Below are 12557 nucleotides of genomic sequence, written 5' to 3'. Positions count from 1 at the left end.
GGCCGCGCCCCCCCCCCCGCCGGGGGGGGGGGGCGGCCCCCCCCCCCCCCCCGGCCGGCCCGGGCCGTGGCGCGCGGCGCCGAGCGCCCGGCCTCACGACACCGTGGTGGCCCGTCCCTGGAAAGTGGCCGGAACACACACCGGCCGCGTCTCGTCCTGGCGGGCCAGGCGCGAGGGCCACCAGGTCTTCCAGCCGAGCAGCGTCACCACCGACGGCAGGACGACGATCCGGATGAGCGTGGCGTCCAGCAGCACCGCGCAGGCCATGCCCACGCCCATCTGCTTCATCTCGATGAAGTTGAGCGAGGCCAGCAGGGCGAACACGCAGACCATCACCACCGCCGCGCTCGTCACCACGCCGGCCGTGCGGGTGATGCCCTGCTCCACCGCCTCCCGGATGCCGAGCCCGCCGCGTGCCGCCTCCCGGATCCGGCTGATCACGAACACGTGGTAGTCCATCGACAGGCCCAGCAGGATCACGAACAGCAGCAACGGCAGCCAGGCCACCACCCGTCCGGTCGACTCGAAGCCCAGCAGGCCCTCCGCCCAGGTCCGCTGGAAGATCAGCGCGAGCACACCGAAGGAGGCCACCGCGGACAGCACGTTCAGCACCACGGTGATCGCCGCGAGCACCAGGGAGCGGAACGCGGCCGCCATCACCAGGAAGGTGAACACCAGCGCCACCAGCAGCACCCAGGGCATCTTGTCGACGACGTTCGCCCGGTAGTCCACGTCGTAGGCGACGTCGCTGCCGCCGACCGCGTACCGGGCACCCTCGATCCGGCCGACCGTGGCCGGGGCGATGTCGTCGCGCAGCCGGAACAGGGACTCCTGCGCCTGCCGCGAACTGCTGTCGAAGCGTGTGCCGACGGCGATCGTCGCCACCCGCCCGTCCCGCGAGGTCCGCACCTCGGGGGCCGGGGTGTGCACGAACAGACCGTCGTGCCCGACGCGCCTCACGAGCGCGTCGATCCCCTCGGCCAGCTCCGCGCGGTGCCCCGCGGGCACCCGGACGGCGACGGTGTGCGTGTCCGCCTGGCTCGGGAAGGACCGTGTCAGCCGCTCGTTGGCCTGCATCGCGGGGATGGACCGGGGCAGATCGTCGATGCCGGTGGCCTTCAGCCGCAGGTCCAGGGCGGGCACGGAGAGGGCGAGCAGCGCGCCGACGGAGAGGACCAGTGCCAGCGCCGGGTGGCGCAGGGCGGGCTTCAGCATCGCCGACCACAGCCGCGGCTTGACGCCGCCCTTCTGGGTGAGCCGCCACACCAGCGGGACCCGCGGCTTGTCGAGGTAGCGCCCGAACTTGGAGAGCATGGCCGGCAGCACGGTGAGCGAGGCGAGCATCGCGATGGCCACCACCAGCACCGCGCCGGTGGCCATCGACTCGAAGGCGATGTGCCCGGCGAGGTAGAGCGCGCCCATGGACGCCATCACGACCAGGCCGGAGATCATCACCGAGTGCCCGGAGGTGGCCGCGGCGATCTCGATGGCGTCGATGTTGTCGGTCCCCAACGCCCGTTCCTCGCGCTGCCGTTTGAGGTAGAAGAGCGAGTAGTCGACGCCGATGGCCATGCCCATCAGGACGATGATGTGGGTCACCGGGCCGGGGTCGGGCACCAGCTGCGAGGCCACGCCCCACAGGCCGAGCCCGGCGAGCACCGAGGAGATGCCGAGCAGCACCGGGACGCTGGCGGCGACGATCGCCCCGAACACGAAGACCATCACGACCAGCGTCACGGGCAGGCTCAGCACGGTGGCCTTGCCGAGGTCCCGGTCGAGCATGTCGTTCAGGCCCGCCTTGATGGAGCCGGCGCCGACGAGTTCGACGCGTACGTCGGTGTGCGCGTCGCGGACCTCGGCCACCTTCTCCAGCAGCGGCCCCACCCGGTCGGCCGCGGTCTCCGGGTCGCCGGCCAGGGTCACGGGCACGAGCAGCGCCGAGCCGTCCGGGGCGAAGACGGGCCGGCCGACGGCGGCGACGCCCCTGACGCCCTTCAGGGCGCTGACGGCCTCGCCCGAGGCGCGCTCGGCGGCGGCCCGGTCCAGGGTGCCCCGGTAGGGCGTCACCAGGAGGTTCTCCACCGCGCGGCTCTCCAGGCCGCCGCTGCGGGCCAGGGCCGCGGCCCGGCCGGACTGCCCGATGGCCAGATCCGAGTCGGTGGCGGACCGGGTGCCCGTCATACCGCCGACGGCCAGGGCACCGAGCACGAACACCACCCAGAGCGTCATCGCCCACCAAGGGTGGACGGCGCTCCACCGGGCGGCCCTGGTGATCAGGTTCCTGCCTGCCACGTCTGTTCTCCCCTCCTGGAATGAAATACCCGGATCACGGGAAACGGGCCGGGGGTTTCGGCACCCGGCCGGTAGATCGGCGCACTCCTCGCGAACAGAAAACTAGTGAGGGCACGGAGCGCGATCACGGGTACAAGTACTCCGATGTGGGGGGAGTTTCTTCTACTTGACACCCAGCGTGTTCCACACGGAGCCGGTTTGTTCTGGCGGGATGTGATACCACATCCGGAGTGACACGGAAAAGGGACCGTCGCCGAGCAGGGCGACGGCCCCCGCATACGTACCGGGAAGCGGTACGTCCTGCACGCGCCAGGACCCGGGAAGTCCTCCCGTGGGATCGCGGACGGCGGCCTGCCCGGAGAACCGCCCCACGGGCAGCGCCAGTCCCTGGGCGAGCCGTCCGCCGGCCGCTTTGACGCACGCCTCCTTCCTCGTCCACAACCGGGTGAAGGCACGCCGGCCGTCGCGTGCCACCCAGGCGCTCTCCTCGGCCGGGAAGAACCGCTCGGCCAGGCGCGCCGGGTCCAGTCCGGCACGCGGCCGTTCCACGTCGACGCCCACCGGCCGCGGGGCGAGGGCGAGCAGGGCCAGTTCACCGGAGTGGGACAGGCTGAAGTGCGGTCCGTCGCCCTGTGCGAGCCGCGGTTTCCCCCAGCGGCCCCGCGTGAGGCGCACCGATTCCGGGGCCCGGCCCAGCCGTTGCCCGAGGATGATCCGCAGGGCGGCGTGCGCGATGACGAAACGCCGCCGCATTCCCGGTTCCGTGCCCCGTCGCGCGCGTTCCCTCTCGGCGTCGTCCAGGACGTCCTCGAGTTCCGGCGGATATCCTTCCGTATCCGGCCAGGAGTCCAGCGCAATGCGCCAGATCTCCACCTCGTCGGCATCGGACGCGGGCACCGGTGTGACCCCGGCCGGTTCCGGATTCCTCAGTTCCGGCATGGTCGGTTCCGGCCCGCCTTTCCGGTGTGGAGGCCCTGGAAAAGGTTGAGTCTCTGGATGTTCCGGGTGCCTTCCATGAACTCCACGCCCCGCGCGTCCCGGGCCCACTTGTCGAGCAGCGGGTGGTCGATGCGCGCACCGGGACCGAAGAAGCCCAGGGCGCGCAGCGTCACCTCCTCGGCGACCTCGCAGGCCCTGGCCTTCGCCGCCGACGCCAGATGCCCGGCGGACGGCCGGTGGTCCACCGCGAGGGCCGCCCGGTAGGTCAGCGACCGGGCCGCGTCGATCCGCCGGCCCAGCTCCTCGTACGCCTCCCGCTCCGGGCCGCGCAACAGCAGCCGGTGCTCGCCGACGTAGTCGTGGGCGGCGCGCGCGATGCCCAGGGCGATGGCGGCGACGCTCGGCCGGAGCCGGTTGAAGACGGACACGATGCTCCACATGCCGCGCCGGGTCGGCGGCAGGTGCGCGCCCAGCACCCGCTCGGCCGGCACCCGCACCCCGTCGAGCCGTATCCGGGTGAGCTGGGCGCCGCGCAGCCCCACCGTGGGCAGCGGCTCGGCGTGGAAGCCGGGGTCGGAGGTGTCGACCAGCACCGCGAGCACGCCCAGCCGTTCGGTGCCCGCGACCCGGGCGAAGACGGCGCCCAGGTCGGCGCGGGCGGCGTTGCCGACGTAGCGCTTCTCGCCGTCCAGCACGTAGGAGCCGTCGCCCACCGGGGTGAGGGTGCTCGTCATCTCCCCGATGGCCGAGCCGCGTTCGGGCTCGGTCAGCGCGAAGCAGGTCCAGCGGGGCCGCTCGGCGAGCCGGCCGTGGACCCAGGCGCGCTGCTCGGGGGAACCGAGCACGCCGAGCAGCACCCCGCACATCGACGCGCCCGGTGACGCCAGCATCATCCCGGCGTCGCCGCGGGCGAGTTCCTCGCTCACCAGCACCCGTTCCAGGGTGGCCAGCCCGTGCGCGGGCCCGCTGCCGGGGGCCGCGCTCTCCCGGTCCCAGTCGGCCGGCACCTGGTGACCGGCGAGGAACCGTACGGCGGGCAGGTCCAGGTGGCGGTGGATGGCGTCCGGGTCCCGGTCCAGCTCCAGGGCGCCCTGCCGGAGGTCGTCGGCCCAGCGGCTCACCTCGCGGTGTGCCGTGGCCAGCGAGGCGGGCAGGCTGATCACGCGCCCTCCCGTGCGGTGCCGGGGCCGGCCGTGCCGTAGGCGTCGGCGAGCAGTTCGGAGGCGTGGGCGGCGGCACCGGGGCCCTCGGCGGTGTAGCCGTGGGCGCCGAGCAGCCGCAGCAGCGCCCGGTCGACGCGGGTGATCTGCTCCTGGAGTCCGGCGAGGTGCCGCTCGCCGTCGGCGGGCCGCAGCGGGCCGAGGGGCCCGGTCCGGCCGGTGGCGAGGTCGTCGAGGACGCCCTCGATCTCCAGGTGTTCCAGCAGGACGTCGGCGAGCGTGCCCTTCACCATCTGCTGCATCAGCAGCGAGGTGCCCTCGCTCTGCCGGGCCGCCAGGTGGGCCAGGCAGGCGTCCCGCAGCCGCTCGGACATGCCGAGCCGCAGCCAGGCCAGGGCCCATCCCCAGGCGGGCGGGACGGCCTCGGCCGGCTCTCCGGGCACGGGCCGCAGCACGGCGAGCCCCGGGAGCGGCTCCGCGTCCTCGACGCCCTTCGTCCCGGTGGAGCCCGGCGCCTGCGGCGACTCCTCCCGCGCCGCCGCCTCCTCCGCCGCGAACTCCTCCAGGAGTTCCCTCGGCAGCACCGCGTGGCCGCGCGGGCCCCGGGGCGGCACCTTCGGGGAAAGGGCGCGGACCAGCAAGGTGAGCGCGGGGACCAGGCCGTCCGTGCGCGCGCTCGTCCGGGCCTGCTCGCCGTGCTCCCGCACCTCGGGCGGAACCGTCATCGTCGTCTCACTCCCCCGTCGTCCCCCGCCCCGGCGTCCCGAGGTCGAGCGTGCAGTGCGCCAGCACCGCGCGTTGCGGATCGTGCTCGGCCACGACCACCCGGGCCGGGCCGCCGCCCGCGAGGCCGGCCAGCGCCGACCACACCGCCGTGGCCGGCTGCCCGGTGCCGGCCCAGGTCGCCCAGGGCCACACTCCGGGCACGGCGGTGCGCACCCCGGCGCCCGCCACCAGCGGCAGCGCCGCGTCCCACGGCACCGCGGGCCCGGGCGCCAGCCAGGGCCGCTGTCCCGCGCCGTGCACCGGGTCCGCGCCGCCGCCCCACTCGAACAGCAGCGCCACCGCCACGTCCGCACGGACGGCCGCCGGATGGTCCGCCGGCACGGCGAACGGCTGGCTGCTCTGGTCGACGGCCAGCACCAGCAGCCGCCGCGAGCCGAGGCGCCGGGCGTACTCCAGCGCCACCCGCAGCGCGCTGAAGGGAGCCAGCATGCCCTGGTCGGACACGCCGAACGTCAGCGGCTCGCCGGGCAGCATGCCCTGGACACAGGACCCGACCAGCTCGGCGTGCTCGAAGTCCGGGGCGGCCGAGGCCACCACGGCCACCTCGGGCGCCTCCTCCGCGGTGAGCGGCCCCAGCCCGGCGAGCGCGCCCCGGGCCAGTTCAACGGAGGTGCGGCGGGGCGCGGCGGCGAACCCGGCGCGGTCGAAGGGCACCCCGTGCGGGGCACCGAGCTGCCGGAAGAACCTCTCCCGGCCGGCGTCCGGCACGTACGGGGCGCCGGGGCCGGCCGGCGCGTACCGGCCGGCCCGCAGCAGCCGCGGCACGCCGCCCACGGCGCCGGTCGCCGAGGCCGCGGGCCGGACCGGCGCGGTCGCGGGCCGGACCGGCGCGGTCGCACGGAACATGCTCAGGCGCCCGCTTCCGCCGCCACGAAGTCGGCGAGCGAACCGACCGTCTCGAAGTGCGTCATCTCCAGTTCCTCGGCGTCGAACTGCACGTCGAGGATCTCCTCGATGGTGATGAGCAGTTCGAGCGCGCTGCTGGAGTCCAGGCCCAGCTCGTCGAAGAGCCGGACGCCCTCCTCGGCGCCGGTGACGTCCTTGTTCAGCACCTCGGTCAGGCCCTGCCGGACGGCGTCCAGGTAGCGGCCACGCTCGGTGAGGGTGTTCTCGGTCATGTCGTTCTCCTTGTGGTGGTGGGCGGTTCAGCGGGCGCCGGGACCGGCGTCGTAGAGCCGCTGGCGGGCGAGCATCGCCTCGCTGTCGTCGCGTTCCCGGATGAGGTGGGCGGTGCCGTCCAGGACGAGGACCTCGGCCGGGTAGCCGTGGCTGAGGAAGTGCACCGGCGAGGCGGTCGGGCCGTAGGCGCCGGAGCGCTGCACGCCGACCAGGTCGCCGGCGCGCAGCGGCGGCATGGGCACCTTCTTGCCGATGACGTCGTTCGGGGTGCACAGCGGCCCGGTGATGTTCCACGGTTCGGTGGGCTGCTCGTCGAGGCGTTCCAGCGCGGCCATCGGGAAGTTGCGCTTGACGTACGAGCCGATGCCGACCGCCGCCATGTGGTGGTTGGTGCCGCCGTCGGTGACGGCGAAGTTCTCGCCCATCGAGGTCTTCGTGTAGCGGACCCGGGTGACGTAGGTGCCGGACGCGGCGACCAGGAACCGGCCCAGCTCCATGATCATGCGGGTGCCGGGGTGCCGGGCGTGGAACGCCTCCACGACCGGGTTGAGCCGGGTGGTCAGCTCGGCGACGTCCAGGTCCTTCTCGTTGTCGAAGTAGGCGATGCCGAGGCCGCCGCCCACGTCGACGGTCTGAAGCGGGAAGCCGATCCGCTCCGCGAGCCGCTCGGCGAGTTCGAGGATGCGCCGGGTGTTGTCCACGACGATGTCCTCGCCGAGGATGCGCGTGCCCAGGTACGCCTGGACGCCGACGAGGCGTACGGCACCGTACCGGCCGGCGAGACCGGGTCCGGCGGCGAGCAGCTGCTCCTCGTCCATGCCGAACTGACGGGGCTTGCCGCCCATCGTCAGGCCGGAGCCCTTGACGGAGAAGGCCGGGTTGACGCGCAGCATCACCCGCGCGGTGACGCCCCGCTCGCGGGCGGCCCGGTCGATGAGCGCGAGTTCGTCCAGGTTCTCGCAGACGATGGCGTGGATGTCCGCGTCCAGGCAGGCGGCCAGTTCGGCGGCGCTCTTGCCGGGGCCGAGGAAGATGATGTCGTGCGGGGCCACCCCGGCGCGCCGGGCGGTGACCAGCTCGGTCAGCGAGGACACCTCGGCGCGGGCGCCGCTGCGGTGCAGCAGGGCGCACACGGAGACGTTGGGGTTGGCCTTCAGGGAGTAGAAGACCTCCAGGGCGGGGTGCAGGCGCTCGCGCAGGTCCCGGAAGCGGCCGGTGAGTTCCGCGCCGTCGTACACGTACAGCGGGGTGCCGAACTCCTCGGCGAGCCGGCTGACGCTCAGGCCCTGCACCTCGAAGACCTCGCTCATGGTCAGCTCCGTTCCGTCAGGGCCGCGAGGCGGCGGGTGATCTCCGTGTCGAGGGCCTCGGTCTCCGTGTCGGAGGAGGCGAGGAGGACGCCGTACAGCCGTCCCTCGAAGCCGTTCTCGCCGGCGTCGGCGGCCGCGGCGTTGACCGTGGCGTAGTTGTTGACGAACAGGCCGTGCGGGCGTCCGCCGGAGCGGGTGAGCAGCGTCGGTCCGAGCAGCTCGCGCAGCTCGGCGAAGGGCAGCGGGCGGCGCGGGCGCACGGTGAAGTGGCGGGCGACGGCGACGTCGTCCGGCCCGGCCAGGACCTCGTGCACCACGGCCTGGTAGGTGGACATGTTGTTCCGAGCGTTGATCTCCACCACGGGGTAGAGGCCGTCGTCCGGGTCGACCATCGCGTCGACGCCGACGACCCCGAAGTAGCCGTCCGCCGCGAGGCGTTCGCCGAGCCGGTGCGCCGTGTCGCGGATCTGCGCGACCTGTCCCCCGGTGAGCCGCGCGGGCATGCGGTGGCCCTTGTGGACCCCGCCCTCGGTGAGCAGTTCCTTGACGAAGTCGAAGTGCACAGCGCCGTCGCGGCCCACGGTGAACTGGTAGTTCAGGTCGGCCCGCTTGGCCACCCACTCCTCGATGACCAGCGCGGTGCGTACGGCCGTGCCGGCGGCCCGTGCGGTGCGCTCGGCCTGGGCGGCGGCCATGCGGTGCAGCCGGGCCAGCGTCCGCTCGTTGTCCACCACGACGATGCCCTTGCCGGACACCCCGAACGCGTCCTTGACCACGACCCGGTGCCCGGCGGCGAGCAGGTCGCCGGCCGCGGCGACCGCCGCCGCCAGCTCCTTCGGCGTCTCGCAGGCCCAGCCGCGGGCCTGGCGGATACCCAGCTCGTCGGCGAGCCGGCGGCTGTAGACCTTGCTGTTGACGTGCTTGCAGCGGTCGGCGGGCGGGGCAGCGAGCCGCAGCCCGGTCCGCTCGGCCAGCTCCTCCTCCACCGTGGAGACGCCGTGGGCGGTCAGCCGGGCGCCGTCGGCGGCGAGCGCGGTGAGGGTGCGCAGCAGGTCCGGGTCGGCGAGGGCGTCCTCGCTGACCGTGCGCCGGGGTTCCTGTCCGGCGACCACGTGCACGGTGGGCAGGGCGAGGCCGAGCCCCTCCAGGTAGGCGCGGTAGCCGTCGTCCACGGCGGTCTTCAGCACCACGTGGTCGTCCTTGCCGCCGAGCAGCAGCGCGAACTCGTCCATGCGGTTGACGACGGCGCTGCCGGCGTGCGCGGCGACCCGGGGCAGGGCGGGCTCGCCGAGGGCCCACTGGTTCTCCACCTCGAAGTTGCCGAGGAACACCAGCGGGGTGCCCGCGTCGCCGGTGACGGCGCGCTTGAGCCGGCCGGTGAAGCCGGGGGGCGGTGATGGCATGTCGACCTCTTGAATCTCTCGGGGCGCACCGTCCGGCGGGGCCGCGCGGGCGCAGCGGGTTCGGCGCGGGCTCGCGGGCTCAGTGCTCGAAGACCATGGCGGCGAAGGTCGCGCCCAGGCCGACGCTGGTCATCAGATAGCGGTCGCCGGGGCGCAGCCGGCCGACCTCGGTGGCTCGCTGCAGGTTGATGAAGGGATCGGCGCAGAAGCAGTGCCCGGTGTGCGGCACCAGGTCGAGGAAGACCCGCTCCAGCGGCAGCCCGAGGGTGCGGCACACCCCGATCCAGGACAGCCGGTTGACGTTGTGCGGAAGGACGAGGGCCAGTTCGTCGAGGGTGCAGCCGGCCTCTTCCAGGGCCGCGGTGACGACCTCGCACAGGCCGGGCCCGTAACGGTCCTGGAAGTCGGCGGCGGCCTCGGCGCCCATGATGAACTCGGTGCCGAACCGGCTGTGGGTGCGGGCGGCGTAGCCGAGCATCCGGTTGCGCCCGGTACGGTCGGCGCTGACCAGGAGCGCGGCGGTGCCCTCGCCCATGACGGTGACGTCGGGGATGGACTGGTTGTGGCCGGTGCCGGCCTTCTCGCCGGTCAGGACGAGGGCGAGGGCGTCCGGGTCGGGGTCGGCGGCGAGCAGGGTGCCGGCCAGGTCGACGGCGAGCAGACCGGAGGCGCAGGCGTGCTGGGAGACGACGAACGCGGTGGCGTGGCGCAGCCCCAGTTCGTCCTGGACCGGGCCGAGCGAGGTCAGCGGGTACGGCAGCGGGGCGGGCATGGTGCGCGCCTGGAGCACGTACCTGACCCGCTCCTCCTGCCCGCGCAGCTCGGCGAGTTTGGCCACCGCGCGCAGCAGCAGCCGTGTCTCGTCGGCCTGCGGGTCACGGCACACGTCCGACAGCCCGTAGAAGCGCTGGTAGCGCCGCAACTGCACGTCCGTGAGCCCGAGTTCGCGGTGGAACCGGGCGATCGGGATGGTGTCGGGAAGGCAGCTGGAGACTGCCACGATCGACGTCATGCCCACCACCCTCGCGTCCACCGCTGACGATGGACTGAAACATTGCTGACCGTTGTCGCGGGCGGCCGGCCGGGGCGTGCCGGAGGGATGGCGTCCGGATACGCCGAGTCCCGCCCGTCGGGGACGGGCGGGACTCGGCGGGTCAGCGGGTACGGCTCAGCGGGTCAGCGGGTGCGGCTCAGTGGAAGAAGTGGCGCGTCCCGGTGAAGTACATGGTCACGCCCGCCTTCTTGGCGGCCTCCACGACCTGCTCGTCACGGATCGAACCGCCCGGCTGGACGATCGCCCGGACACCGGCGTCGATGAGGATCTGTGGGCCGTCCGGGAAGGGGAAGAAGGCGTCGGAGGCGGCGTAGGCACCCCGGGCCCGCTCCTCGCCGGCCCGCTCGACGGCCAGCTTGCAGGAGTCGACGCGGTTGACCTGGCCCATGCCGACGCCGACCGAGGCGCCGTCCTTGGCCAGCAGGATCGCGTTGGACTTCACCGCGCGGCACGCCTTCCACGCGAACGCGAGCTGGGCCAGCTCCTCCGCGTCCAGGGCCTCGCCGGAGGCGAGCGTCCAGTGGGCCGGGTCGTCGCCCTCGGCCTGCAGCCGGTCGGCGACCTGGAGGAGGGCGCCGCCGTCGATCGGCTTGACCTCGACCGGCTGGGCCGGGCCGTCGGCGCAGCGCAGCACGCGGATGTTCTTCTTCTTGGTGAGGGCCTCCAGCGCGCCCTCCTCGTAGTCCGGCGCCACGATGACCTCGGTGAAGATCTCCGCGACCTGCTCGGCCATCTCCTTGCTGACCGGCCGGTTCACGGCGATGACCCCGCCGAACGCGGACAGCGGGTCGCAGGCGTGCGCCTTGCGGTGCGCCTCGGCGACGTCCGCGCCGATGGCGATGCCGCACGGGTTGGCGTGCTTGATGATCGCGACACAGGGCTCGGCGTGGTCGTACGCGGCACGGCGGGCGGCGTCCGTGTCCGTGTAGTTGTTGTACGACATCTCCTTGCCGTGCAGCTGCTCGGCCGCCGCGAGCCCGCCCTCGCCGGAGGTGTAGAGGGCGGCGGGCTGGTGCGGGTTCTCGCCGTAGCGCAGGGTGTGCGCGCGCTCCAGGCTGGAGGCGATGAAGTGCGGGAACCGCGAGTCGTCCGCGGGCGCGTAGGAGGAGGCGAACCAGGAGGAGACGGCGATGTCGTACTCGGCGGTGTGCCGGAACGCCTCGGCGGCCAGCCGCTTGCGGGCGGCGAGGTCGAAGCCGCCGTCCTTCACCGCGGCGAGGACGTCGGCGTACCGCTCCGGGCTGGTGACCACGGCCACCGACGGGTGGTTCTTGGCGGCGGCGCGGACCATGGACGGGCCGCCGATGTCGATCTGCTCCACGCACTCGTCGTCCGAGGCACCGGAGGCGACGGTCTCGCGGAACGGGTAGAGGTTGACGACGACCAGGTCGAACGGCTCCACGCCCAGCTCGGCGAGCTGCTCGCGGTGGCTGTCCAGCCGCAGGTCGGCGAGGATGCCGGCGTGCACCTTCGGGTGCAGGGTCTTCACCCGGCCGTCCAGGCACTCGGGGAAGCCGGTCAGCTCCTCGACCTTAGTGACGGGGACACCCGCGGCGGCGATCCGCCCGGCCGTCGACCCGGTGGAGACCAGCTCCACACCGGCCTCGTGCAGCCCGCGGGCCAGCTCCTCCAGGCCGGTCTTGTCATAGACGCTGACGAGCGCGCGACGGATGGCCCGCTTGTTGCTCTCGGCGGTCACTGGATAACTACCTTTCGTCCCTCGATGCGATAGCCGTTGCGGGCGAGCCGCCCCACGACCTCGACGAGCAGCCTTCGCTCGACTTCCTTGATGCGCTCGTGCAGCGCGCTCTCGTCGTCCTCGTCCCGGATCTCGACCACGCCCTGGGCGATGATCGGGCCGGTGTCGACGCCGTCGTCGACGAAGTGGACGGTGCAGCCGGTGACCCGGGCGCCGTACGCGAGCGCGTCGCGGACGCCGTGGGCCCCCGGAAAACTGGGCAGCAGGGCCGGGTGGGTGTTCACGAACCGCCCGCCGAACCGCGCGAGGAACTCCTTGCCGACGATCTTCATGAACCCGGCGGAGACGACGAGGTCGGGCCGGTGGGCGGCCACCGCCTCGGCGAGGGCGGCGTCCCACTCCTCGCGGGAGCCGTGGTCCTTGACCCTGCACACGAAGGTGGGGATGCCGGCGCGTTCGGCGCGCGCCAGCCCCTCGATGCCGGTGCGGTCCGCGCCGACGGCCACGATCCGGGCGCCGTACGCCTCGGCGCCGCCGGCGGCGATCTCGTCCAGCAGCGCCTGGAGATTGGTGCCGGAGCCGGAGACCAGCACGACGAGGCGCTTGACTGCCGGGCCGGCGGAGGTGGCGGCCACGATGGGGCCCTTTCTGGGGTTGCGGTCCGTGTACGGCCGGGTCCGTACGGCGGGTTTGTACAGTCGTACGAATGCTTCACGCCCCCGGATACGGGGAAGTCTACGAAGCGGCCGACCGCCTGCAACGATACCGGCACTCGGGAAGGGGCCCTCGGGACGG

11 protein-coding genes are annotated in these 12557 nt (G+C 73.5%); all 11 read right to left on the bottom strand.

Annotated elements, in window-relative coordinates; genetic code table 11:
- Window positions 1-93: 93 nt before the first annotated feature.
- Window positions 94-2292: an MMPL family transporter gene (locus LG395_RS27230; protein WP_225811536.1), complete on the bottom strand. Its 2199-nt coding sequence runs from the start codon at window positions 2290-2292 to the stop codon at window positions 94-96.
- A gap of 162 nt (window positions 2293-2454) precedes the next feature.
- Window positions 2455-3231 (bottom strand): 4'-phosphopantetheinyl transferase family protein, encoded by a 777-nt coding sequence (locus LG395_RS27225; protein WP_171153534.1) that lies wholly within the window; start codon window positions 3229-3231, stop codon window positions 2455-2457.
- Window positions 3219-4394, bottom strand: coding sequence for an acyl-CoA dehydrogenase family protein (locus tag LG395_RS27220; protein WP_225811535.1), 1176 nt, complete (start codon window positions 4392-4394; stop codon window positions 3219-3221). The genes LG395_RS27225 and LG395_RS27220 overlap by 13 nt, the downstream gene beginning before the upstream one ends.
- Complete coding sequence (locus tag LG395_RS27215) at window positions 4391-5116, bottom strand: hypothetical protein (RefSeq protein ID WP_225811534.1); 726 nt, start codon at window positions 5114-5116, stop codon at window positions 4391-4393. Before LG395_RS27215 ends, LG395_RS27220 begins: the two co-directional genes overlap by 4 nt.
- A gap of 7 nt (window positions 5117-5123) precedes the next feature.
- Entirely contained in the window at window positions 5124-6023 is a 900-nt protein-coding gene (locus tag LG395_RS27210) for a hypothetical protein (protein WP_225811533.1), read from the bottom strand.
- 2 nt (window positions 6024-6025) lie between these two features.
- A complete protein-coding gene (locus LG395_RS27205; protein ID WP_014674481.1) occupies window positions 6026-6295 on the bottom strand; it encodes an acyl carrier protein in 270 nt (89 codons plus the stop codon).
- Window positions 6296-6322: 27 nt separating this feature from the next.
- Window positions 6323-7606: a type III PLP-dependent enzyme gene (locus LG395_RS27200; RefSeq protein WP_171153542.1), complete on the bottom strand. Its 1284-nt coding sequence runs from the start codon at window positions 7604-7606 to the stop codon at window positions 6323-6325.
- A gap of 2 nt (window positions 7607-7608) precedes the next feature.
- Entirely contained in the window at window positions 7609-9009 is a 1401-nt protein-coding gene (locus LG395_RS27195) for a preATP grasp domain-containing protein (protein ID WP_171153544.1), read from the bottom strand.
- A 79-nt stretch (window positions 9010-9088) separates the two neighbouring features.
- On the bottom strand, window positions 9089-10030 hold the full coding sequence (locus LG395_RS27190) for a 3-oxoacyl-[acyl-carrier-protein] synthase III C-terminal domain-containing protein (RefSeq protein WP_212768395.1): 942 nt from the start codon (window positions 10028-10030) through the stop codon (window positions 9089-9091).
- A 169-nt stretch (window positions 10031-10199) separates the two neighbouring features.
- Window positions 10200-11762 (bottom strand): bifunctional phosphoribosylaminoimidazolecarboxamide formyltransferase/IMP cyclohydrolase, encoded by a 1563-nt coding sequence (gene purH, locus LG395_RS27185; protein ID WP_225811532.1) that lies wholly within the window; start codon window positions 11760-11762, stop codon window positions 10200-10202.
- The gene (purN, locus tag LG395_RS27180) at window positions 11759-12397 is read right to left on the bottom strand and encodes a phosphoribosylglycinamide formyltransferase (RefSeq protein ID WP_225811531.1); all 639 of its coding nucleotides are present in this window, start codon (window positions 12395-12397) and stop codon (window positions 11759-11761) included. Before purN ends, purH begins: the two co-directional genes overlap by 4 nt.
- Between the last annotated feature and the right edge of the window lie 160 nt (window positions 12398-12557).

Source organism: Streptomyces spinosus (assembly GCF_020400655.1).
Taxonomy (GTDB): domain Bacteria; phylum Actinomycetota; class Actinomycetes; order Streptomycetales; family Streptomycetaceae; genus Streptomyces; species Streptomyces argyrophylli.
This window is presented reverse-complemented; position numbering and strand designations above follow the sequence as displayed.

Coding starts and splice junctions, on each gene's coding strand:
- LG395_RS27205 (WP_014674481.1), bottom strand. CDS start 6,295: ATGACCGAGAACACCCTCACCGAGCGTGGCCGCTACCTGGACGCCGTC.
- LG395_RS27215 (WP_225811534.1), bottom strand. CDS start 5,116: ATGACGGTTCCGCCCGAGGTGCGGGAGCACGGCGAGCAGGCCCGGACG.
- LG395_RS27200 (WP_171153542.1), bottom strand. CDS start 7,606: ATGAGCGAGGTCTTCGAGGTGCAGGGCCTGAGCGTCAGCCGGCTCGCC.
- LG395_RS27225 (WP_171153534.1), bottom strand. CDS start 3,231: ATGCCGGAACTGAGGAATCCGGAACCGGCCGGGGTCACACCGGTGCCC.
- LG395_RS27210 (WP_225811533.1), bottom strand. CDS start 6,023: ATGTTCCGTGCGACCGCGCCGGTCCGGCCCGCGACCGCGCCGGTCCGG.
- LG395_RS27195 (WP_171153544.1), bottom strand. CDS start 9,009: ATGCCATCACCGCCCCCCGGCTTCACCGGCCGGCTCAAGCGCGCCGTC.